This window comes from Achromobacter spanius, assembly GCF_039673305.1.
GTDB lineage: Bacteria > Pseudomonadota > Gammaproteobacteria > Burkholderiales > Burkholderiaceae_B > Achromobacter > Achromobacter spanius_F.
In genome coordinates this window covers 1-22,717 of the sequence record NZ_JBDJLJ010000057.1, presented here as the reverse complement: position 1 = coordinate 22,717, position 22,717 = coordinate 1, and the positions used below count along the sequence as shown (strand labels likewise).

Annotated in this window: 22 protein-coding genes and 1 pseudogene; 13 read left to right on the top strand and 10 right to left on the bottom strand. The window is 68.6% G+C overall.

What is annotated here, in order from left to right; translation table 11 throughout:
• The first annotated feature begins 5 nt into the window (after positions 1-5).
• Complete coding sequence (locus ABE485_RS26420) at positions 6-902, top strand: NAD(P)/FAD-dependent oxidoreductase (RefSeq protein ID WP_346518212.1); 897 nt, start codon at positions 6-8, stop codon at positions 900-902.
• Between the two features lie 110 nt (positions 903-1,012).
• Positions 1,013-2,068 carry a sensor domain-containing diguanylate cyclase gene (locus tag ABE485_RS26415; RefSeq protein WP_346518224.1) on the top strand — a complete coding sequence of 352 codons (1,056 nt, stop codon included), beginning with the start codon at positions 1,013-1,015 and terminating at the stop codon, positions 2,066-2,068.
• Here ABE485_RS26415 and ABE485_RS26410 read toward each other — a convergent pair.
• A complete protein-coding gene (locus ABE485_RS26410; RefSeq protein WP_346518211.1) occupies positions 2,065-3,060 on the bottom strand; it encodes an alpha/beta hydrolase family protein in 996 nt (331 codons plus the stop codon). The two genes, ABE485_RS26415 and ABE485_RS26410, sit on opposite strands and share 4 nt — an antisense overlap.
• A 126-nt stretch (positions 3,061-3,186) precedes the next feature.
• Here ABE485_RS26410 and ABE485_RS26405 point away from each other — a divergent pair, with 126 nt between their 5' ends.
• Complete coding sequence (locus ABE485_RS26405; RefSeq protein WP_346518210.1) at positions 3,187-3,840, top strand: arylsulfatase; 654 nt, start codon at positions 3,187-3,189, stop codon at positions 3,838-3,840.
• Between the two features lie 106 nt (positions 3,841-3,946).
• Here the strand turns inward: ABE485_RS26405 and ABE485_RS26400 are convergent, their stop codons facing one another.
• From ABE485_RS26400 to ABE485_RS26375, 6 genes are all read right to left on the bottom strand, one after another.
• Positions 3,947-5,677, bottom strand: a complete 1,731-nt coding sequence (locus ABE485_RS26400) for an ABC transporter substrate-binding protein (protein WP_346518209.1) — start codon at positions 5,675-5,677, stop codon at positions 3,947-3,949.
• Between the two features lie 116 nt (positions 5,678-5,793).
• On the bottom strand, positions 5,794-6,102 hold the full coding sequence (locus tag ABE485_RS26395) for a DUF2160 domain-containing protein (RefSeq protein ID WP_346518208.1): 309 nt from the start codon (positions 6,100-6,102) through the stop codon (positions 5,794-5,796).
• Between the two features lie 11 nt (positions 6,103-6,113).
• Positions 6,114-6,926, bottom strand: a complete 813-nt coding sequence (locus ABE485_RS26390) for a carbohydrate ABC transporter permease (RefSeq protein WP_346518207.1) — start codon at positions 6,924-6,926, stop codon at positions 6,114-6,116.
• A complete protein-coding gene (locus ABE485_RS26385; RefSeq protein ID WP_346518206.1) occupies positions 6,919-7,809 on the bottom strand; it encodes a carbohydrate ABC transporter permease in 891 nt (296 codons plus the stop codon). The genes ABE485_RS26390 and ABE485_RS26385 overlap by 8 nt, the downstream gene beginning before the upstream one ends.
• Positions 7,806-8,894, bottom strand: coding sequence for an ABC transporter ATP-binding protein (locus ABE485_RS26380; protein WP_346518205.1), 1,089 nt, complete (start codon positions 8,892-8,894; stop codon positions 7,806-7,808). Before ABE485_RS26380 ends, ABE485_RS26385 begins: the two co-directional genes overlap by 4 nt.
• A complete protein-coding gene (locus ABE485_RS26375) occupies positions 8,894-9,979 on the bottom strand; it encodes an ABC transporter ATP-binding protein (protein WP_346518204.1) in 1,086 nt (361 codons plus the stop codon). The genes ABE485_RS26380 and ABE485_RS26375 overlap by 1 nt, the downstream gene beginning before the upstream one ends.
• Positions 9,980-10,188: 209 nt before the next feature.
• On the opposite strand from ABE485_RS26375, the gene ABE485_RS26370 reads away from it, so the two are divergent.
• Both ABE485_RS26370 and ABE485_RS26365 read left to right on the top strand, forming a co-directional pair.
• Complete coding sequence (locus ABE485_RS26370) at positions 10,189-10,980, top strand: DeoR/GlpR family DNA-binding transcription regulator (protein WP_346518203.1); 792 nt, start codon at positions 10,189-10,191, stop codon at positions 10,978-10,980.
• An 87-nt stretch (positions 10,981-11,067) separates the two neighbouring features.
• A complete protein-coding gene (locus ABE485_RS26365; protein WP_346518202.1) occupies positions 11,068-12,666 on the top strand; it encodes a glycerol-3-phosphate dehydrogenase/oxidase in 1,599 nt (532 codons plus the stop codon).
• A gap of 37 nt (positions 12,667-12,703) precedes the next feature.
• Here the strand turns inward: ABE485_RS26365 and ABE485_RS26360 are convergent, their stop codons facing one another.
• From ABE485_RS26360 to ABE485_RS26350, 3 genes are all read right to left on the bottom strand, one after another.
• Entirely contained in the window at positions 12,704-13,303 is a 600-nt protein-coding gene (locus ABE485_RS26360; protein WP_346518201.1) for an HD-GYP domain-containing protein, read from the bottom strand.
• 156 nt (positions 13,304-13,459) lie between these two features.
• On the bottom strand, positions 13,460-14,140 hold the full coding sequence (locus tag ABE485_RS26355; RefSeq protein WP_346518200.1) for a type 1 glutamine amidotransferase domain-containing protein: 681 nt from the start codon (positions 14,138-14,140) through the stop codon (positions 13,460-13,462).
• The gene (locus ABE485_RS26350) at positions 14,137-15,186 is read right to left on the bottom strand and encodes an NADP-dependent oxidoreductase (RefSeq protein WP_346518199.1); all 1,050 of its coding nucleotides are present in this window, start codon (positions 15,184-15,186) and stop codon (positions 14,137-14,139) included. The genes ABE485_RS26355 and ABE485_RS26350 overlap by 4 nt, the downstream gene beginning before the upstream one ends.
• Before the next feature lie 162 nt (positions 15,187-15,348).
• Here ABE485_RS26350 and ABE485_RS26345 point away from each other — a divergent pair, with 162 nt between their 5' ends.
• From ABE485_RS26345 to ABE485_RS26310, 8 genes and pseudogenes are all read left to right on the top strand, one after another.
• A complete protein-coding gene (locus tag ABE485_RS26345; protein ID WP_346518198.1) occupies positions 15,349-16,071 on the top strand; it encodes a TetR/AcrR family transcriptional regulator in 723 nt (240 codons plus the stop codon).
• Positions 16,072-16,073: 2 nt separating this feature from the next.
• Complete coding sequence (locus ABE485_RS26340) at positions 16,074-17,027, top strand: HlyD family secretion protein (protein WP_346518197.1); 954 nt, start codon at positions 16,074-16,076, stop codon at positions 17,025-17,027.
• Positions 17,024-17,971: an ABC transporter ATP-binding protein gene (locus ABE485_RS26335; RefSeq protein ID WP_346518196.1), complete on the top strand. Its 948-nt coding sequence runs from the start codon at positions 17,024-17,026 to the stop codon at positions 17,969-17,971. Before ABE485_RS26340 ends, ABE485_RS26335 begins: the two co-directional genes overlap by 4 nt.
• Complete coding sequence (locus ABE485_RS26330; RefSeq protein WP_346518195.1) at positions 17,968-19,113, top strand: ABC transporter permease; 1,146 nt, start codon at positions 17,968-17,970, stop codon at positions 19,111-19,113. The genes ABE485_RS26335 and ABE485_RS26330 overlap by 4 nt, the downstream gene beginning before the upstream one ends.
• Before the next feature lie 6 nt (positions 19,114-19,119).
• Positions 19,120-20,583 carry an efflux transporter outer membrane subunit gene (locus tag ABE485_RS26325; RefSeq protein ID WP_346518194.1) on the top strand — a complete coding sequence of 488 codons (1,464 nt, stop codon included), beginning with the start codon at positions 19,120-19,122 and terminating at the stop codon, positions 20,581-20,583.
• Between the two features lie 136 nt (positions 20,584-20,719).
• Positions 20,720-21,445: a response regulator transcription factor gene (locus tag ABE485_RS26320; protein WP_346518193.1), complete on the top strand. Its 726-nt coding sequence runs from the start codon at positions 20,720-20,722 to the stop codon at positions 21,443-21,445.
• Between the two features lie 107 nt (positions 21,446-21,552).
• Positions 21,553-22,035, top strand: coding sequence for a YbaK/prolyl-tRNA synthetase associated domain-containing protein (locus ABE485_RS26315; protein ID WP_346518192.1), 483 nt, complete (start codon positions 21,553-21,555; stop codon positions 22,033-22,035).
• Between the two features lie 21 nt (positions 22,036-22,056).
• Positions 22,057-22,717 (top strand): annotated as a pseudogene (locus tag ABE485_RS26310) (FUSC family membrane protein); the annotation flags it as partial.

The following is a 22,717-nucleotide window of genomic DNA, read 5'->3' as shown; positions in this document are numbered from 1 at the left end:
ATTCCATGCAATACGACGTCATCATCGTGGGCGGCAGCTTTGCCGGCCTTTCCGCCGCCATGCAGCTCGCCCGCGCGCGCCGGCGCGTCCTGCTGATCGACGCGGCCCGGCCCCGCAACCGCTACGCCGCGCACTCGCACGGTTTCCTGGGACAGGATGGGGTTCCGCCCCACGAGATCACGGCCCGGGCGCGCGCCCAGCTCGCCCGTTATCCGACCCTGGCGTTCCTGGACGGCGAGGCGGTCCAGGCCGCGCCGCTGGGCGGCGGCTTCGAGGTCTCCATGGCCGACGGCCAACGCGCGTCCGGCGCCCGCCTGATCCTGGCGACCGGCATGCGCGACGAGCTGCCGCCCCTGCCCGGCTTGCAGGAGCGCTGGGGCCAGACCGTGCTGCATTGCCCTTACTGCCATGGCTACGAAGTGGCCGACGGCCCCCTGGGCGTCATGGCCGCGCATCCGATGTCGGCCCACCAGGCCATGCTGCTGCCGGATTGGGGGCCCACCACGTACTTCACCCAGGGCAGGTTCGAGCCCACGCCCGAAGAGGCCGGGCATTTCGAACGCCGCGGCGTGCGCGTGGAGCGCTCGCCGATCGTCCGCTTGCGGGGTGATGCGCCCGCCCTGTCCGGCGCCGTGCTGGCGGACGGCCGGCAAGTGCCGCTCCAGGCGCTCTTCGTGGCCAGCCGGACGCACATGGCCAGTCCGCTCGCCATGCAGCTGGGCTGCGCGTTCGACGAGGGCGCGCAGGGACCGGTGATCCGCGTCGATGAACTCAAGCAGACCACGATCCCGGGCGTCTACGCCGCGGGCGACGCGGCCACGCCGATGTCCAACGCGACGCTGGCCAGCGCCTCGGGCGTCATGGCGGGAATTTGCGCGCACCGGTCGCTGGTCCTTTCATAGCGTCTGCCAGCCCGGCCCCGGCGCGTGCATAATGGCGGCATCGCCGGCCCGCTCTCCTTCTGGAGCGCGGGCCGCAAGTTCATCCGACCATGCATCCAGGAGCAGCCGTGCTGGATCCCATCCTCGCCGAACTATCGACCGCCCTGCCCGCCGCCAAGTCGGTCGAGCAACTGACCCGCCCGCTGCTGGACATGCTTGGCGCCGTCACCGGGCTTGAATCGACATACCTGACGTCCATCGACCTGAAGGCCGATCTGCAGCACATCCGCTACGCGCGCAATGCCGGCAACCTGCAGATCCCCGAAGGGCTGTCCGTGCCGTGGGACGACACCCTGTGCAAGCGCGCGCTGGACGAAGGCCGCATGTGCACGAGCGACGTGTCTTCATGCTGGCCGGATTCCGACGCGGCGCGGCAGCTGGGCATCCAGACCTACGTCAGCGCGCCGGTACGCTCCGACGACGGCGTCCTGTTCGGCACGCTGTGCGCGGCCAGCGCCACGCAGCACCACATCAACCCCCAGGCCGAATCCGTGCTCAAGCTGTTCTCCAGCGTGATTGCCGGCTTTCTCGAACGCGAGAGGCTGATGGAGCAGCTGCATGCGGCCAATGTGCAGCTCATGTCCTATGCCCTCACCGATCCGCTCACGGGCCTGCCCAACCGCCGCGCCCTCTACGAGGCGCTGGACCGCCTGCTGGCGCGCGGGGTGCGCGAACAGGCCAGCGTGCTGGTCGGCGTCATCGACCTGGACGGGTTCAAAAGCATCAACGACACCTACGGCCACCAGGCTGGCGACATCTTCCTGCAGGAAGTGTCGCGGCGGATCTCGGCGGTGCTGCGGTCTTCCGACATGCCGGGACGGCTGGGGGGCGACGAATTCGTGCTCATCGGTCCGGGGCCCGCGCTATCGCGCAAGCGAAGCGATTCGGGCGGCGTGACGCAGCAGGCGGAGGCCGAGGAAGCCGCGCGCGCCATGGAAGAACGCGTCCTGGCAGCCACGATGGGCCGATATCAGCTGGGCGAAACCACCATCGCCTACGAGGGCGCCAGCACGGGCGTCGTGGCGCTGGACCCGGCCGGGCTGGACGCCGAGGCGGCCGTCCGGCTGGCCGATGTGCGCATGTATGAAATCAAGCACGCCCGCAAGGCGGCGCGCACCATCCACTAGCGCGCCGGCGGGTCCGCCTGCGGAAGCCGCGTCTTGAAGAATTCGGCCACGCGGGCGTTCAGTTCGCGGTGAAAGCCGGGACGGTCAAAGCCCGGTGCATCGCCGCAGATCTGCGGCGATGCGTCGGCCTGCAAGGGCGAGCATGGCGCCAGGAACGCAAAATGGCCCGCGCCCCGCGCCGCCTGGAAATCGGGCGCCGCGCCCAGTCCGGCGCGCACGGCCTGCACGCTGGCGGGATCGACGCCGTCGCCGCCCCGCTCGGACGCCCACAACTGCACGGGAATGGAGACGGCCTTCAGCGCATCGCCCGGAAACGCGTTGAGCGGATCGGCGATCACCGCCGCCTTGATGCGCGCATCCTGCGGATAAGGCTGCTGCGGCACCTTGCCGGCCGCGATGTCGCGGCACATCGGCAGTGCGGGCTGCGCCTGGCAGATCGCCAGCCCGGCCCGGAAATCCGGCACGGCGCCCGCCAGCACCAGGCCCGTATAGCCCCCGCGCGAGAAACCGAAGAAGCCGATCCTGTCCGGATCGAGCCCGGACTTTTCCGGCCAGGCGGCCGTCATGTAGTCGATGAGACGCCGGATTTCCCGGGGCCGGGTCGAGAAGATCGACAGATACCCCTGGCGCGAGCGGTCCTGCGCGTTGTCGCCGACGTGGTTGATCGCCGCGACCACGAAGCCCGCGTCGGCCAGCGCCGCCGCGGTGTCGTGATGGCTGAGATAGGACCCGCCCGACCCGTGCGACATGACGATGAGCGGATAGCGGCCATCGGGCAGCTTGCAGCCCTGCACGCCCGCGATGTCCACCCGGCCCACTTTGATCTCGCCCGCCGGCTCGGCGCAAGGCGTCCAGACCGCGCCCTGCAGGCCCGGACCGTTCTGGTCCATGGGCAGGTTCAGGCGCTGGAAACCGGCGGCGTTCGACGGGCCGGCCGCCAGGACCAGGGCGGCGGCCGCCAGGAAGTGCGAAAGCTGAGAGGCAAAGGTCATGCTGGTAAGCGATGTTGAAAGTGTGGGGGGGTAGCGGCAATACCGGTATTCCGGCTTGCCTTGTTGCCGTTGCGCGCCGGCTCCAGAATGCCGCTCCACATCACGGCACCACAGGATTCACCGACCATGCAGATTTCCTTATTGCACACGATCGATGGCAACCAGGCGATTTTCGACCAGGCGGCCCGGGACGCCGGCATTCCGAACGGCCAGTTCCGCCATGCGCTGCGACCGGACCTCAGGACTGCCGTCGACCAGGCGCAACAGGCTGGCGGCGGGATCCCCGACGATCTGAAGAACCGGATCGAAAAGGAACTGCTGGCGCTGGCGGCCGGTGCGAAGGCGGTGATTGTGACATGCGCAACGCTGGGCCCGGCGGTTAGCTATATCACGGACAGCCCGGTTCCCATCATCCGCGCGGACGCCGCGCTGGCGCAGATGGCCACCCGTCCGGACGCCAACGTCGTCGTGCTGTGCGCGGCGGAATCGGCCGTCGCGGCCAACCGCGCGCTGTTCGAGCGCTACGCACTGCCCGCCGGCGCCAGGGTCGAGGTGCGCCTGGTGCCCGGGGCATGGGATCTGTTCAAGCGCGGTGAAACGGCCGCCTGCCTGGACTTGGTGGCGCAAGCCGCGCGTGCCGCCCGTGAAGGCGGCGCGGACGTCGTCGCATTCGCGCATCCCTGGATGGCGGCCGCTGCCCGCGCCCTGCCGGCTTCGGACAGGCCGCTGGATGGCGCCTCGGCGTCCCTGGCGCTTGCCGCCCGTGTGGCGACGGCCTGAACCTGCAGAACACCGCAAGCTAAAGAAAACGCCACCGAGTTGAACCGCCCCCCGAAATCCAGCCTTCGGGGGGCAGGTTGATGCGACTGGCGGCCTTTCCCGCGCCTTACCTCACCTTCCCCTCCTTCCAGGCCGAGAGCAGCTTTTCATAGGGAATCGTCTCGCCCTTGGGCTTTTCGTTGGCCAGCTTCTTCCACGGCGCATGCTGGTCCGACAGCCACTTGCTGGGGTCGCTGCGGGGGTTGAGCTTGGGCGCGCACTGCGCCATGCCGGCCCGCTCCAGCCGCGCCATGACCTGGTCCATTTCATTGGCCAGGCTGTCCATGGCGGCCTGCGGGGTCTTCTCGCCGGTGACGGCGGTGGCCACGTTCTTCCACCACAGCTGCGCCAGCTTCGGATAATCCGGCACGTTGGTGCCGGTCGGGGTCCACGCCACGCGCGCCGGGCTGCGGTAGAACTCGATCAGGCCGCCGTAGTTGGCCGCGTTCTTGGTGAAGAACTCGCTGTTGATGTCGCTGTCCCGGATGAAGGTCAGGCCGGTAATCGACTTCTTGAGCGACACGGACTTGGACGTGACGAACTGCGCATACAGCCAGGCGGCCGCCATCTTGTCTGGATTGGTGGACTTGAAGAAGGTCCACGATCCCACGTCCTGGTAGCCGTTCTGCATGCCGTCCTTCCAGTACGGGCCGTAGGGCGACGGGGCCATGCGCCACTTGGGCGTGCCGTCGTCGTTCACCACGGGCAGGCCCTTCTTGGTCATGTCGGCCGTGAACGCCGTGTACCAGAAGATCTGCTGGGCGATCTGGCCCTGCGCCGGCACCGGGCCGGCTTCCGAGAAGGTCATGCCCATGGCCTGCTGCGGGGCGTACTTCTTCATCCAGTCCACGTACTTGGTCAGCGCATAGACGGCGGCCGGGCTGTTGGTGGCCCCGCCGCGCGCCACGGACGCGCCGACGGGCGTGCATTTGTCGTCGGCGACCCGGATGCCCCATTCGTCCACCGGCATGCCGTTGGGCAGGCCCTTGTCGGCGGCGCCGGCCATCGAGAGCCAGGCGTCGGTGAAGCGCCAGCCCAGCGATGGATCCTTCTTGCCGTAGTCCATGTGGCCGTAGACCCGCTTGCCGTCGATCTCCTTCACGTCGTTGGAAAAGAACGCGGCGATGTCCTCGTAGGCCGACCAGTTGGTGGGCACGCCAAGGTCATAGCCGTACTTGGCCTTGAACTTGTCTTTCAGGTCCTGGCGCGCGAACCAGTCCGCGCGGAACCAGTACACGTTGGCGAACTGCTGGTCCGGCAGCTGGTAGAGCTTGCCGTCCGGCGCCGTGGTGAACTTGGTGCCGATGAAATCCTTCAGGTCCAGGTTGGGATTGGTCCAGTCCTTGCCCGCGCCGGCCATGTAGTCGGACAGCGGCAGGATGGCGCCGTAGCGGTAGTGGGTGCCGATCAGGTCGGAATCGGAGATCCAGCCGTCGTAGATGGATTTGCCGGACTGCATCGACGTCTGCAGCTTTTCGACGACGTCGCCTTCCTGGATCAGGTCGTGGTTGACCTTGATGCCGGTGATTTCGGCGAAGGCCTTGGCCAGCACCTTGGACTCGTATTCGTGCGTGGTGATGGTCTCGGACACCACGCTGACTTCATTGATTCCCTTGGCCTTCAGCTTGGCCGCGGCGTCGATGAACCATTTCATCTCGGCCATCTGCTGGTCCTTGGACAACGTCGAAGGCTGGAACTCCGAATCGACCCACTTCTTCGCTTCCGGCTCGCCGGCCCAAGCCCCTGACGTTCCGATCAGGGCGATAGCGGCCGCCATGGCGTGCATGCGCAATTTCATGACCTGTCTCCTCGATAAGTCTTCCCCTTATCGTGCTGCGGACCGCTGGCCGGGGAAGACGCTGGCCCATAGCCCTTCCTGACTGCCTGTAATCAACAGAGGGTCTGGCGCCCTCTTCAGCCTTTTTTCATGATGAACGCCAGCAGCAGCATGGACAGCACGAAGCTGATCCACACCGATGGAGGCTGGTCCAGCGAAAACCATTCCACCGCCTTCTGGCCGAATCCCAGGAACGCCAGGTTGAGCCATGCCGCGGCCATGAGGCCGATGAACAGCCGGTCGCCGCGCGTGGTCGGCAAGGGCAGGAAGCCCTTTCTTTCCTGAGTGGGCGACTTCAATTCCCATATCGTCATGCCGATCAGCATCAGGATGATGCAGCTGAAGAACACGGCGATCGGGGTGGTCCATACCATCCAGCTGAACATGGCGGCCCCTCCTATACGCGGCCCATCGCGAACCCCTTCGCGATGTAGTGGCGCACGAACCAGATCACGATGCCGCCGGGCACGATGGTCAGCACCCCCGCCGCCGCCAGCACGCCCCAGTCCATGCCCGAGGCCGACACGGTGCGCGTCATGGTGGCGACGATGGGCTTGGCGTTGACCGAGGTCAGCGTGCGCGCCAGGAGCAGCTCCACCCAGCTGAACATGAAGCAGAAGAAGGCGGCCACGCCGACGCCCGACTTGATCAGCGGAAGGAAGATGGTCAGGAAGAAGCGCGGGAACGAGTAGCCGTCCACATAGGCGGTTTCATCGATCTCGCGCGGCACGCCCGACATGAAGCCTTCCAGGATCCACACCGCCAGCGGCACGTTGAACACCAGGTGCGCCAGCGCCACCGCCAGGTGGGTGTCCATCAGCCCGAACGAGCTGTAGAGCTGAAAAAACGGCAGCAGGAACACCGCGGGCGGCGTCATGCGGTTGGTGAGCAGCCAGAAGAACACGTGCTTGTCGCCGATGAAGCGGTAGCGCGAGAACGCGTAGGCGGCCGGCAGCGCCACCGCCAGCGACACCACCGTATTGATGACGACGTAGATCAGCGAGTTGATGTAGCCCGAATACCAGGCCGGGTCCGTGAAGATGGTGCGGTAATGCTCGAAGGTGAAGTCGCGCGGCCACAGGGTCAGCGTGCTGACGATCTCGGTATTGGACTTGAACGACATGTTCAGCATCCAGTACAGCGGCAGGATGGCGAATACGAGGTACAGGGTCAGGAAGGCGGCGCGCCACCAGGTGCTTGTCTCACGCATTTGCCCGCTCCTCGTCGAAGCCGCCGGTGGTGCCCGCGCGCTGCATCCAGTTGTACAGGATGAAGCACAGGAGCAGGATGATCAGGAAATAGATGATCGAGAACGCCGCGGCCGGCCCCAGATCGAACTGCCCCACCGCCTTCTGCGTCAGGTACTGCGACAGGAACGTGGTGGCGTTGCCCGGCCCGCCGCCGGTCAGCACGAACGGCTCGGTGTAGATCATGAAGCTGTCCATGAAGCGCAGCAGCACCGCGATCATCAGCACGCCGCGCATCTTGGGTAGCTGGATGTAGCGGAACACCGCGAAGCGCGACGCGCCGTCGATGCGGGCGGCCTGGTAGTAGGCGTCCGGAATCGCGCGCAGGCCCGCATAGCACAGCAGCGCGACCAGCGGCGTCCAGTGCCACACGTCCATGATCAGCACGGTGACCCAGGCGTCGAAGTCGTTGCCGGTGTAGTTGTAGTCCACCCCCAGCCAGGACAGCGTCGCGCCCAGCAGGCCGATGTCGGTGCGCCCGAACACCTGCCAGATCGTGCCCACCACATTCCACGGAATCAACAGCGAAAGCGCGATGATCACCAGCACGGCCGACGCGCGCCAGCCGCTGGCCGGCATGGACAGCGCCAGCAGAATGCCCAGCGGAATCTGGATGAGCAGCACCGCGAAAGAGAAGCCGATCTGGCGGAACAGCGCGCCGTGCAGTTCTTCGTCCTGCAGGACGGCGGCGAACCATTCCGTGCCCACGAACACGCGGCGGTCGGGCGAAATGATGTCCTGCACCGAATAGTTGACGATGGTCATCAGCGGCAGGATGGCCGAGAAGGCCACGCACAGCACGACCGGCATGACCAGGAACCAGGCCCGGTGATCGGTGGGTTTCATCGGATCAGCTCCTCATCGCGGTAGAAGCAGGTGTGCGGATTCAGCACGGACAGCCATACCGTGCCGCCGTTGCCGGCCGGGACGACGTTGCCGCCCAGCCGCGCGCGCACCGGCGTGCCCTCGAAGTCGGCCACCAGCAATGTGTAGGTGCCCACGTCCTGCACCCGGTCCACGCGCATGGGCACGGCGCCCGGGGCGCCCGGGTCCGTCACCCGCAGGTATTCGGGGCGCACGCCCAGCTTGACCGGGCCCGCGCCGTCGAGCTTGGCGGCCAGCGCCTGCGGCAGGCCTTCGATGCGGCGCTGCCCCAGCATCAGCGCCCCGTCGCGCCACTGGGCCGGCAGGAAGTTCATGCCGGGCGATCCGATGAAATGCCCCACGAAGGTATGCTCCGGCCGCTCGAAGAGGTCGTCCGCGGTGCCCACCTGCACCGCGCGGCCCCGCGCCATGACCATGACCTGGTCGGCGAAGGTCAGGGCTTCGGTCTGGTCGTGCGTCACGTAGATCAGCGTGAGCTTGAACTCGTGGTGGATTTCCTTGAGCTTGCGCCGCAGCTCCCACTTGAGCTGGGGATCGATCACCGTCAGCGGTTCGTCGAACAGGATGGCCGACACGTCGCTGCGCACCAGCCCGCGGCCCAGCGAGATCTTCTGCTTGGCGTCGGCCGTGAGGCCGCTGGCGCGCCGGTCCAGGACGCCGGACATTTCCAGCATTTCCGCGATGCGCCCCACGCGCTCGCGGATGCGGTCGGGCGGCACGCCGCGGTTGCGCAGCGGAAAGGCCAGGTTCTCGGCCACCGTCATGGTGTCGTACACCACCGGGAACTGGAACACCTGGGCGATGTTGCGCGCCTGCGGGGTCTTGGCCGTCACGTCCTGGCCGTCGAACAGGATGCGCCCGTGCGACGGATGCAGCAGGCCCGACACGCAGTTCAGCAGCGTGGTCTTGCCGCAGCCCGACGGCCCCAGCAGGGCGTAGGCGCCGCCGTCGCGGAACGTGAACAGCAGCGGCAGCAGCGCGTAGTCATCGTCCGACTTCGGGTTGGCGACGTAGGAATGGGACAGGTCCAGCTCGATCTGCGCCATCAGGCCACCTCCCCCGCGCCCGCGGGTTGGCGGGGCGCGGCCAGCAGCGCGCCGTCCGCTCCGAAGGCATAGGTCTGCGCCGGATCGAAGTAGAGCTCCACCCGCTGGTCCAGCTTGTAGCGGTGCACGCCGGGCAACTGCGCCACCACGTCGCCCGCCGCGGTTTCCGCGTGCACAAAGGTGTCGGAACCGGAGATCTCGGCCAGCTTGACCAACCCGGGCAGGCCGATGTGGCCGGGCCGGGGTTCCACGTCCAGGGCGCCGGCCCGCAGGCCGGCGGTGATGTCCGCGTCGGCGCCCGCCGGCAGCTTGCGGGCCACCGCCACGTCGCCCTGCAGCACGAAGCCGGAATCCCGGCGCCGGGCGGCGAACAGGTTCATGGGCGGATCGCTGAACGCGCGCGCCACGCGGATGGAGTTGGGGCGGTGAAAGACCTGGGCCGTGGGGCCGTATTGCAGCAGCTCGCCGGCGTCGAGCACGGCGGTGTGGCCTCCGAGCAACAACGCCTCGCCGGGTTCGGTGGTGGCGTAGACCACCGTGGACCGCCCTTCGGCAAACAGTTCGGACAGCTCGTCGCGCAGTTCCTCGCGCAGCTTGTAGTCCAGGTTGACCAGCGGCTCGTCCAGCAGGATCAGCGGGGCATCCTTGGCCAGGGCGCGCGCCAGCGCCACCCGCTGCTGCTGTCCGCCGGACAGTTCCGACGGGTAGCGCTCCAGCAAGTGGTCGATGTGCAGCCGCGCCGCCATTGCCCGGACTTTTTCGCGCGTGTCGGCCGCGCCGCGCAGCTTGAGCGGCGACGCGATGTTGTCGTAGACCGACATCGACGGGTAGTTGATGAACTGCTGATACACCATCGCCACGTTGCGCTGGCGCACGGGCACCCCGGTGACGTCGGCGCCATCCACCAGCACGCGGCCTTCGGTGGGCCGGTCCAGGCCGGCCATGATGCGCATCAGCGAGGTCTTACCGGCCAGGGTCGCCCCCAGCAGCACCGTCATGGCGCCCGGAACCGGGGCCAGGCTCATGGGATACAGGTGCGTTTGCGAACCTGCCCGCAAACCTATCCTGTCCAAGGTCAGCTGCATCTGGTCTCCTCTACCTACTTATACGTCCCTGTTTTTTCTACGGACTTCGGTATTCGGTACAGCGCCCGGCCCCGCGCGATGCGCGGGCGACATCATGAGCATACTCTTTCAGAGGCTTTCGTTTTTTGTGCGTTTTACTGAAGAAGCGAACAAAAAACAATCTTGCGGTGCGTCATTATTTTTCGCTTTTGTTGTTTTATCATTCGAACATGACACTGAATCCCCGACAGAGCGCGTTGATCGAAATGGTGCGGGCCCAGGGCTCCGCCTCGATCGAAGAACTCGCCAAACGTTTCGACGTCACGCTGCAGACCGTGCGGCGGGACGTCAACATCCTTTCGGAAGCCGGCCTGCTATCGCGCTTTCATGGCGGCGTGCGCATCGAAGCGTCCACCATCGAGAACATCGCCTACCGCAAGCGCCAGGGGCTGCACGCGGCCGGCAAGCAGCGCATCGCCGAGGCCGTCGCGCGCGCCGTCCCCGACGGCTGTTCGCTGATCCTGAACATCGGCACCACCACCGAGGCCATTGCGCGCGCCCTGCTGCGCCATCGCGGGCTGCGCGTCATCACCAACAACCTGCACGTGGCCGACATCCTGTCCGACAACCCGGACTGCGAAGTGATCGTGGCGGGCGGCGTGGTGCGTTCGCGCGACCGCGGCATCGTCGGCGAAGCGACGATGGACTTCATCCGCCAGTTCAAGGTCGATATCGGCCTGATCGGCATCTCCGGCATCGAGGCCGACGGCACCCTGCGCGATTACGACTTCCGCGAGGTGCGCGTGGCCCGCACCATCATCGAGCAGTCGCGCGAGGTCTGGCTGGCCGCCGACAGCAGCAAGTTCAAGCGCCAGGCCATGGTGGAACTGGCGCATATCTCGCAAATAGACCGCTTCTTCACGGACGCCCATCCGCAGGAGCCGCTGGCGCAGGTGCTGCTGGACGCCGGCGTGCGCTGCGACGTCGCGGCCGCCCCGAACACCCCGAAACCCGCCGCCTGACCCGCGCCGGACCGGGCGAACCGCCCCTCCGGCGCGTCGGCGCGAATACCGAAGCATTTACCTTGCGGCCCCGCCGCCCCCAAGAACATGAACCAACCGCTCGCCTCCGTCACCCCGCCCGACCGCAACCGCCTTCTGAACACGCTGGACAATACGCATTCCTGGGACGTCATCGTCATCGGCGGCGGCGCGACCGGCCTGGGCACCGCGGTCGATGCCGCCTCGCGCGGCTACCGGACCCTGCTGATCGAGGGCGCGGACTTCGCCAAGGGCACGTCCAGCAAGGCCACCAAGCTGGTCCACGGCGGCGTGCGCTACCTGGCCCAAGGCAACGTCAGCCTGGTGCGCGAGGCCCTGCACGAGCGCGGCCTGCTCAACCGCAACGCCCCGCACCTGGTGTGGCCGCTGGGCTTCGTGGTGCCGGCCTACAACCTGCTTGACCAGCCCTTCTACGGCATCGGCCTGAAGATGTACGACATGCTGGCCGGCAAGCTGAACCTGGCGCCCAGCCGCTGGCTGTCGCGCCGCGAAACGCTGGCCAACGCGCCCACCCTGGCGGAAAGCGTGAACGGCCGCGGCCTGAAGGGCGGCGTGCTGTACTACGACGGCCAGTTCGACGACGCGCGCCTGGCCGTCAGCCTGATGCGCACCCTGTTCGACCTGGGCGGCACCGCCGTGAACTACGTGCGCGCCACCGGCCTGACCTCCACCGGCGGCAAGGTGGACGGCGTGACCGCGCAGGATGTGATCGGCGGCGCCACGTTCACCCTGCGGGCGCGCTGCGTCGTGAACGCCACCGGCGTCTGGGTGGACGCCGTGCGCCGCATGGAAGACAAGAACGCGCAAACGATGGTGGCGCCCAGCCAGGGCGTGCACCTGACCCTGCCGCAGGACTTCCTGCCCGGCAAGCGCGCCGTCCTGATTCCCAAGACCGACGACGGCCGCGTGCTGTTCGTGGTGCCCTGGAACGGCCACACCATCGTGGGCACCACCGACACGCCGCGCGACGACCTGCCGCTGGATCCGCAGGCCGGCGCGCAGGACGTCGACTTCATCCTCGGCACCGCGGCGCGCTACCTCAGCCGCAAGCCCACGCGCGACGACGTCACCAGCGTCTGGGCCGGCCTGCGGCCGCTGGTCAAGGCCACCGGCGAAGCCTCGACCAAGAAGCTGTCGCGCGAGCACACCATCCTGGTGTCCAAGGCCGGGCTGGTCACGGTGACGGGCGGCAAATGGACGACTTACCGCCGCATGGCGCAGGACGTGGTGGACACCGCGATCCAGCACCAGCTCCTGACGCAGGCCTCGTGCCGCACCGAATCGCTGCCGCTGCACGGCGCCGGCGGCCTGGCGCCGTCGCAGGAACATGCCGGCACGCCGGACAGCTATTACGGCAGCGACCTGCCCGCGCTCCAGGCCCTGCCCGGCGCGCAGCGCATGCTGGTCAAGGCCAGCGGGCTGTCGGAAGCGCACGTGCGCTACGCGGCGCGTTTCGAACTGGCGCGCAGCGCCGAAGACGTGCTGGCGCGCCGCAACCGCGCGCTGTTCCTGGACAGCGAAGCCGCCATGCTGGCCGCGCCCGAAGTGGCGCGCATCCTGGCCGAGGAACTGGGGCACGACGCCGCCTGGCAGCAGCGCACGCTGCAGGACCTGGCGGTCGTCGCCGCCAATTACCGCCTGAAGTGACAGGCCGCGCCGAGGCACGCCGCCTCGGCGATTCCCGTTACGGCACGCGCAGCGCGCTGCCCTGGATCATCCCTTCAAACACGCGCAGAAGGTCGGGATCGCATTTGGATCCCGCTTCCTGGTTCAGGATGCGCATGATCTGCACGTGCGTGCGCGCCGGGTGGTAGGGCCGCGCGTCGCCCAGCGCGTCGTACGAATCGGCCAGCGAAATGATGCGCGCATGCATGGGGATGGCGTGCCCGGACATGCCGTCCGGATAGCCGGAACCGTCGAAATGCTCGTGGTGGTGCCGCACCGCCAGCGCGATCCGCTCGCGGTGCGGCATCGCGGTCTGCATGATGATGCCCGCCCCGACCGCCGCATGCGCCTTCATGATTTCCCAGTCGTCCTTGTCCAGCCGGCCAGGCGCATGCAGCACGCGGTCGGGCGTGCCGATCTTGCCCACGTCGTGCAACCTGGCGGCCACGGCGACGACCGGCAGATCGGCTTCGGGCACGTCGCACGCCCGGGCCAGCGCAACGCTCAGCGCGACGACTCTGTTGCAGTGGCGGCCGGTGGCCGGATCGCGCGCCTGCATGGCGGCATACAGCGCCGCTTCGTAGGATCCTTCGGATGGTTCGGGTAAGTCGGGAGGCATCGGAAAAAATGCGCGCCGCAACTGCCCGTGGGCGCGCTTATGTCGGAAAGCCGCGATTCTGACACATCGGGAGGCGGCTGCCGCCGACCGTGCAGCCCGCGCCGCTTCTGGGTCTGCGCGCACAGCCTCCCGCCCCGCTTCGGTTTCAAGGCGATATCAGCCTTTCAACCGCTCCAGCAGGGCTTCGGCTACTCCCACGGAAGACGCCGGATTCTGGCCCGTGATCAACAGCCCGTCGCCGACCACGTGCGACTGCCAGTCCGGCCCCTTGCTGTAGAGGCCGCCCAGTTTCTTGAGTTCGTCCTCGACCAGGAACGGCACCACGTCGGTCAGCTGCACGGCCGCTTCCTCGGCGTTGGAGAAGCCCGTGACCTGCCTGCCCTGCACCAGCGGCTTGCCGTCGGCGGTCTTGGCGTGGCGCAGCACGCCGGGCGCGTGGCACACGGCCGACACGGGCTTGCCGGCCGCCAGCATGGTTTCGATGAGCGCGACCGATTTCGCGTCTTCGGCCAGGTCCCACAGCGGGCCGTGGCCGCCGGGGTAGAACACCGCGTCGTAATCGGCGGGCTGCACGTCCGCCAGGCGGCGCGTGGACGCCAGCAGGCGCTGCGCGTCGGCGTCCTTGCGGAAGCGGCGCGTGTCGTCGGTCTGCGCGTCGGGATCGTCGCTCTTGGGGTCCAGCGGCGGCTGTCCGCCTTTCGGCGACGCCAGCGTCACCTTGGCGCCGGCGTCCACGAACGCGTAGTACGGCGCCGCGAATTCCTCGAGCCAGAAGCCCGTTTTACGGCCGGTGTCGCCCAGGGTGTCGTGGGAAGTCAGCACGATCAGGATGTTCATGTAGCGCTCCATTCGTCAGGGCCGACCCGCACGATGCGTTTGCCGGCATTTTCGCCCTTGAGCAGCCCGATCAGCCCGCGCGGGGCGTTTTCCAGGCCATCGACCACGTCCTCACGATACTTGATGCGGCCTTGCTTGATGAGGTCCTGCATCGCCTCGCGGAATTCGCCGTAGCGGTGCGCATATTCGTTGAAGATGATGAAGCCCTGCATCTTGAGCCGCTTGGTCAGGATGGTGCGCATCAGCAGCGCCAGGCGGTCCGGGCCTTCGGGCTGGCTGGTGGCGTTGTACGCGGAGATCAGCCCGCACACCGGCACGCGGGCGCGGGGGTTCAGCAGGGGCAGCACGGCGTCGAAGACGGCGCCCCCCACGTTCTCGAAGTAGACATCGATGCCTTGGGGCACGGCGCGCGCCAGCCGGCCGGGCAGGTCCGGCGCCTTGTGGTCCAGGCATTCGTCAAAGCCCAGTTCGTCGACCACATAGCGGCACTTGTCCGGCCCGCCCGCGATGCCGACCACGCGGCAGCCGTGGATCTTGGCGATCTGGCCGACCACCGCGCCCACCGCGCCGCTGGCGGCGGCCACCACCACGGTCTCGCCGGCCTTGGGCTGGCCGATGTCCAGAAGACCCATGTAGCCGGTGAACCCCGGCATGCCCAGCACGCCCAGCGAATAGGACGGATGTTCGGGATCGGGTCCCAGCCGCAGCAGGCCCGAGCCGTCGGACACCGCATAGTCCTGCCAGCCGGTCTGCGCCAGCACCCATTCGCCCGGCTTGAACTGAGGATGGTTGGACGCCTGGACCCGCGTCACCGTGCCGCCCACCATGGGCTGGCCGATCTGCACCGGCTCGGCGTACGACGGCGCGTCGCTCATGCGGCCGCGCATATAGGGATCCAGCGACAGATACACCGTGCGCAGCAGCACCTGGCCGGGGCCCGGTTGCGGCACCTCGCCCGTTTCCAGGCGGAAATCGCTGTCCGCGGGCTCGCCGTGGGGTCGCGCGGCAAGCACGATACGGCGGTTGATTGAAGACGATTGCGGCATGACGTGCGGTCTCCTTCGGAGAGCGGCCCGGACCATGCGGGCCAGGCCCGGGCGGCGTTGTGGGATCCGGCCCATTACACCATCGATGCTCCCGCCTCCAGGTTGTAACCCTGATGGTCGCGCCCCTTTTAATTAATTAATCGTTTAATTAGAATCTGCCGCATGTGCCCCGCCCTTCCCCCCGCCCCTCGCCGCCCCGGACGCCCGCCGCGCCCGGACACGGCCGCGGCCCGCGCCAAGCTGCTGGACCTGGCGACCCGCCTGTTCGCCGCCCAGGGCGTCGCCGCCACCACCATCGCCAACATCGCCCAGCGCGCGGGGGTCACCCCGGCCATGCTGCACTACTACTTCAAGAGCCGCGACCAGCTGATCGATGCGGTGGTGCTGGAGCGGATCGTGCCGGTCATCGGCTTCGTGTGGGCGCCGGTGCCGCTGGCCGCCGGGTCCGACCCGGCCACGCACCCGGACCCCGCCACCGCCGCGCGCGGCTTCATCACCGAAATCGTGACCCGCGTGGTCCGGAGCGCAACCGAACAGCCCTGGCTGCCTTCGCTGTGGATGCATGAGGTCGTCAACGAAGGCGGCCAGTTGCGCGAGCGCGTGCTGCGCCACCTGCCTTCCGACCGGCTGCAGGCCTTCGCGGGCCTGATCGCCGAATGCCAGCGCCGCGGCGCCATCACGCCGGGCGTCGAGCCGCGGCTGGTGTTCCTGTCCATCCTGGGCCTGACGCTGCTGCCGCTGGCCACCTCGGCGCTGTGGCGCCGCATCTGGCAGGGCGACCCCGCGGCCCAGTCCATCGACAACGAGGCGATCGCGGCCCACGCCATCGCCATGCTGACGGGCGGACTGTTCACGCCGCCCTCCTCCCCGCCATCAGGACGCTGACCATGCGCACCCTACGCCCGATACCCCACGCCCTGGCCCTGCTGCTCCTGGCCGGCTGCGGCAACAACGACCACCCGTTCTATCAGGGCTACGTGGAAGGCGACTACGTCTACGTGGCCTCGTCCGAGGCCGGCCGCCTGCAGGCGCTGGACGTGCGCCGCGGGCAACTGGTCGAGGCCGACGCGCCCCTGTACGCGCTGGACGCCGTGCGCGAAACCGCGGCGCGCGACCAGGCCAGCGCCGAACTGGCCGCGGCCACCGCGCAACTGGAAGACATCGCCACCGGCAAGCGCCCGCCCGAGGTCGACGTGAGCGTCGCCCAGCTGGCCCAGGCGCAGGCCGCCAGCCGGCGTTCCGCCGCCCAGCTGCAGCGCGACAACGCGCAGTTCCGCATCGGCGGCATTTCCCGCTCGCAGCTGGACGACAGCCGCGAACAGGCCCAATCGGACGCCGCGCGCGTGCGCGAACTGCAGGCGCAGCTGGAAGTCACGCGCCTGCCCGGCCGCGACGAGCAGCGCCGCGCGCAGGCCGCCCAGGTGCAGGCGTCCCGCGCCGCGCTGGCCCAGGCCGAATGGACGCTGGACCAGAAGCAGCTTGCCGCGCCGGCCGCGGGCCGGGTGTTCGACACGATGTACCGCGTGGGCGAATGGGTGCCCGCGGGCAGCCCGGTCGTCAGCCTGCTGCCGCCGGGCAACATCAAGCTGCGCTTCTTCGTGCCGGAAACCGTGGTGGGCTCGCTGAAGATGGGCCAGCAGGCCACGGTGCGCTGCGACGGCTGCGGCGATCCCATCCCCGTGCGCATCGACTACGTGTCCGACCAGGCCGAGTACACGCCGCCGGTGATCTACAGCCGCGAAAGCCGCAGCAAGCTGGTCTACATGGTCGAGGCGCGGCCCGCCCCCGAGGCGGCGACGCGGCTGCACCCGGGGCAGCCCGTGGAGGTCGTCCTGCAATGACCTCGACCGCGAACGGCGCCAACGTCATCGACGTCCACGGCCTGAACAAGCACTTCGGCGACAAGCACGTGGTCAACGACGTATCGCTGCAGGTGCGCGAAGGCGAGATCTTCGGCTTCCTCGGCCCCAACGGCAGCGGCAAGACCACCTGCATCCGGCTGATGTGCGGCCTGCTGACGCCCGATTCCGGCAGCGGCACCTGCCTGGGCTACGACATCCTGCGCGACAGCGCGCTGATCAAGCGCAACGTGGGCTACATGACGCAGAAGTTCTCCTACTGGGAGGACCTGACCATCCGCGAGAACCTGGACTTCGTGGCGCGCATGTACGGCATGCCCCAGCGCAAGGAAGCCGTGGACCGCGCACTGGAGGACCTGGGGCTGCAAACCCGGGCCGGCCAGCTGACGGGATCGCTGTCGGGCGGCTGGAAGCAGCGGCTGGCGCTGGCCGCCTGCCTGCTGCACCAGCCGCGCCTGCTGCTGCTGGACGAGCCCACCGCCGGCGTCGATCCCACGGCGCGGCGCGATTTCTGGGAGCAACTGCACGAGCTTGCCGCGCGCGGCATTTCCGTGCTGGTCAGCACCCACTACATGGACGAAGCCGAACGCTGCCACAAGCTGGCCTACATCTCGTACGGCAAGCTGCTCACGCAGGGCACCGCCGACGAGGTGATCGCCGAACAGGGCCTGACCACCTGGGCCATCCACGGGCAGGACCTGGTGCCGCTGGGCCAGCGACTGCGCGCCGCGCCGGGCGTGGACCAGACCGTGGCCTTCGGCACCGCGCTGCACGTCAGCGGACGGGACGCCGCGCTGCTGGAGCGCACGCTGCGCGGCGCCGTCGAAGGCCAGGACCTGCGCCTGGAGCGCATCGACACCAGCCTGGAGGACGTGTTCATCTACCTGATGAGCCGGTCCACCGACAACTTCGCGAGCCGCCCATGATCCGGCATCTGACGGGCTTTTCCTGGTCGCGCTGGTGGAGCATGGTGCTCAAGGAATTCCTGCAGCTGCGCCGCGACCGCATCACCTTCGGCATGATCGTCGGCCTGCCCATCGTGCAGCTGGCGCTGTTCGGCTACGCGATCAATACCGATCCCCGGCAGATGCCCACCGCCGTCATCGCGTCGGACCACAGCCCGTTCACGCGCAGCTACATCGCGGCGCTCAAGTCGTCCGACTACTTCAACATCATCGAGGAACTGGACAACGAGGAAGCCGGCCGCGCCGCGCTGGCCCAGGGCCGGGTGCTGTTCGTGGTGACCATACCGCCGGACTTCTCGCGCCGCCTGCTGCGCGGCGAGCGCCCCGCGCTGCTGGTCGAGGCCGACGCCACCGACCCCATGGCCACCGGCATGGCGCTGGGCGCGGCCACGCAGCTTTCCCAAGCCGTGGCGCAGAAGGACCTGACCGGGCCGCTGGCGGGGCTGGCCGGCGGCCAGCCGCCCTTCGACGTGCGCGTGCACCAGCTCTATAACGAAGAGCAGATCTCGCAATACAACACCGTGCCCGGGCTGATGGGCGTGATCCTGACCATGACGCTGGTGATGATGACCGGGCTGGCCATGACCCGCGAGCGCGAACGCGGCACGATGGAAAACCTGCTGGCGATGCCGGTGCAGCCGATCGAGGTGATGACGGGCAAGATCGTGCCCTACATCGCCATCGGCCTGATCCAGGCGTCCATCATCCTGCTGGCCGCGCACCTGGTGTTCCATGTGCCCATCCTGGGCAGCCTGCTGTCGGTGTACCTGGCCGCGCTGCTGTTCGTCGCCGCGAACCTGACGGTCGGCATCACGCTGTCGTCGCTGGCGCAGAACCAGCTGCAGGCCATGCAGCTGACCATGTTCTATTTCCTGCCCAACCTGCTGCTGTCGGGATTCATGTTTCCGTTCAAGGGCATGCCGATGTGGGCGCAGTACCTGGGCAACCTGCTGCCGCTGACCTATTTCAACCGGCTGATCCGCGGCATCCTGCTCAAGGGCAACGGCTGGTGGGACCTGTGGCCCAGCGTCTGGCCGCTGATGCTGTTCACCGTGGTCGTCATGACCGCCGCCGTGAAGTTCTACCGCCGCACCCTGGATTGATCCGCCATGCCACGCCCCGTTCCTCCCTCTCCCCGCCCGCTGGCCCTTCTGGCGCTGTGCGCGCTGCTGTCGGCCTGCGCGGTCGGCCCCGATTTCGAAACGCCCGCGGCGCCCGACGTGGCGTCCTTCACGCCCCACGGGCAGGATGCGCAGCCGGCGGGCGGCCAGCGGCTGCAGGCCGGCGCCGACATTCCCGCGCAGTGGTGGCGCCTGTTCCGCTCGGACGAGCTCGACCGGCTGGTGCGCCAGGCGCTGGAAGCCAGCCCCACGCTGGAAGAAGCGCGCGCCCGCCTGCGACAGGCGCAACAGGACCTGGACGCCGAAACCGGCGGACGCATGCTGCCGTCGGCGGACGCCAATCTCTCGGCGGCCAGACAAAAGGTCGATCCGTCCGCCTATGGCGTGCCGGTGACCGAGCCCCCGCCGCCCTTCACGCTCTACAACGCGTCCATCGATGTTTCCTACACGCTGGACGTGTTCGGCGGCAACCAGCGGGCGCTGGAAGGCCTGGCCGCCCAGATGGACTACCAGGCCCACGAACTCCAGGCGGCGCGCATGTCGCTGGCGGCCAACGTGGTCACCGCCGCGATCCGCCAGGCGGACCTGGCAGAACGGCTGTCGGCCACGCGCGAACTGCTGGCGGCGCAGACGCGCCAGCAGGACATCATGCGCCAGCGCCTGGACGCGGGCGGCATCGCCCTGGCCGACCTGCGCAACCAGGAACTGCTGGTGGCGCAGACGCGCGCCACCGTGCCGCCGCTGGAATACCAGCTGGCGCAGGTGACGCATCAGTTGGCCACCTATCTGGGCGCGACGCCCGCCGCCCTGCAATCGCCGCCGCTGCGGCTGGCCGACCTGACGCTGCCGCCGGACGTGCCCACGGGCGTGCCGTCCGCGCTGACGCGCCAGCGGCCCGACATCCTGGCCGCCGAGTCCCTGTGGCGCAAGGCGTCGGCCGATGTGGGCGTGGCCACGGCCAACCTGTATCCGCAATTCACGCTGACCGCCAGTTTCGGCTCGCAGCGCACCGGCGCGGGCGAGCTCGCCGACGGGGTGAACGTCTGGAACCTGGGGCTGGGCCTGGTGCAACCGCTGTTTCACGGCGGCGAACTGCGGGCGCGCAAGCGATCCGCCGAGGCGGCGTACGACGCGGCCGCCGCGTCCTACCGGCAGACGGTGCTGGACGGCTTCCGGCAGGTCGCCGACGCCCTGCGCGCCCTGCAGACGGACGCCGACGCCTACGCAGCCTACGACGACGCCTGGCAGCGCGCCGACGAAGCCGGCCGCATCGCGGCGGGCCGCTACCAGGCGGGAGGCATCAGCCACCTGAGCCTGCTGGACAGCCAGCGCCAGGTGCTGCAGACGCGGATTTCCCGCACGGCGGCGGACGCGGCGCGCTACACGGACACGGCCGCGCTGTTACAAGCGCTGGGCGGCGGCTGGTGGAACGAGGCCGAAACGTCCCCCTGAGCCCCCGCGAATGCGGTCCTGGCGGGCCATGGCCGAGAATTCGGGTAAGAAAGTGTCGTTGTGCGCGTTTTGGGAAATCGTTGTATCCGATGCATCATGCAAGCGCTCAAGCTGCATTGATGTTTACAACGATTTCATGAATGACCTATTAGACCTGATCGTCTTCGCTCCCGACGCCGGCCAGCGCGTGCGCCGCAGCGACGAACTGGCCGAAATGGGGTTTTCGCCGCGCCGCTGCGAGGATTCCAACGGACTGTTCCGCCTGTTCCAGGCCCGCCGCACCCCGTTGCTTGTGATGCAAGCCGAGTTTTCCGATCTTTGCATGGCCGTCGCAGGTCTGCGCGCCATGGACACCACCGCCGGCATCGTCGCCGTTTCCGCCTTCGACACCCCCGAGAACCGCATTCTCGGCCTGCACTGCGGGGCCGACGCCTGCTTTACCCCGGAAGTCGCCACCGCGGAGATCGCCGCGACGCTGCAGGCGCTGGTGCGCCGCGTGCCGACCCCCGGCCGCCGCGCGGTCGAGGCCGATCCGCGCCCGGGCGCCTCGCCGGCCTCGGCCGCCGAACCCACCGGCAAATGGCAATTCCTGGACGCGGCCTGGACGCTGCTCAGCCCGCAGGGCGCGCGCCTGTCGCTGACCCAGGCCGAACGGGAGTTCCTGCTCAAGCTGACGGGCTCGCCCGACAAGCGGATGCCGCGCAGCGACCCGCCGGGCATCGATCCGAACCTGGGGCGCGAGTCCGTGCGCCGCACCGATGTCGTCGTCAGCCGCCTGCGGCGCAAGGCGCAGGACCTGAACATCGAGCTCCCGATCCGCACCGTCTGGGGCTGGGGCTACGCTTTCACCGGGGACATCTAGGGCCTGTGCGCGGGCGTCCTTGAGCGTTAACAGGCCCTGGACGCGCGGGCGTATCATTCCGCGTACAGGGCCGATTCCCGGCTCCCCTTTCGCCCGCCCGCTGCCCCATGGAAGTCTTTGATCGCCTGCAAGCCCTGCTCGACCAGAACCAGGCCCGCTACCACCTGCTGGAACACGCCGCCGCCGGCCGTTCCGTCGAGGTCGCGGCCATACGCGGCACCGAAGTCAGCCAGGGCGCCAAGGCGCTGGTCTGCCGCGTCAAGATTTCGTCCAACCAGCGCAAGAACGTGCTCGCCGTGTTCCCGGCCGACAAGCAGGCCGACCTGGACGCCATTGCGCGCGCGGCCGGCGGCAAGAAGGCGTCGCTGGCGTCCCAGGACCTCGCGCGCGAACTCACCGGCTGCGAGATCGGCGCCATTCCGCCCTTCAGCTTCAATCCCGACCTGTCGCTGCTGGTCGACCCCAGCCTGCGCGAACGCCACGACGAGATCGTGTTCAACGCCGGGCGTCTGGACGCGTCCATCCTGCTGAACACCGAAGACTACTTCCGCCTGGCCGCGCCCGAAGAGGCGCCGCTGATCAAGGCCTGAGCGCCGCCCCATGAGGCCACCGTGTCCCGCCCATCGCTGAGCCGCGCGCGCGCCTCCAACATGCGCTGGCTGATGAGCCTGGCGCACATGGAACCGTCGCCTGTGAATCCATGGGTGATGCTGCGCGCGGCGCTGGCCATCGGCCTGCCGTCGGCCGTGGGCATGGCCCTGGACCAGAGCGCCGCCGCCGCGCTGGTGGCGCTTGGCGCGCTGCCGGCCATCACGGGGGACAACGGCGGCCCCTACCGCAACCGCGCGCTGTCGATCGGGTCCACCGTCTTCGGCGGCGCGCTGGGCTACCTGCTGGGCAACCTGGCGGCCGGGCACGGCCTGTGGACATCGGCGGCGATGATGCTGCTGGTGCTGGCGGCCAGCCTGATCGGCACGTTCAACAACATCGCCGCCGTGGCCACGCTGCAATTCGCCACGTACGTGATCGTGGGCTCCAGCCTGACCTCGCCGCTGCCGCCCTGGCTGCCGCCGGTGCTGGTGGCCGCGGGCGGCCTGTTCGGGCTGGCGCTGACCCTGTCGGGCTGGATCGTCAACCCCGTCGCCCCGGAGCGCGCCGCCGTCGCGCAGGCCTACCGCAAGCTGGCCGCGAGGTTCGCGGCCACCGGCACTTCCCGGGTCATGGCCGCGCGCCGCGACATGGAAGCTGCCATGGCCGGCGCCTACGACGCCC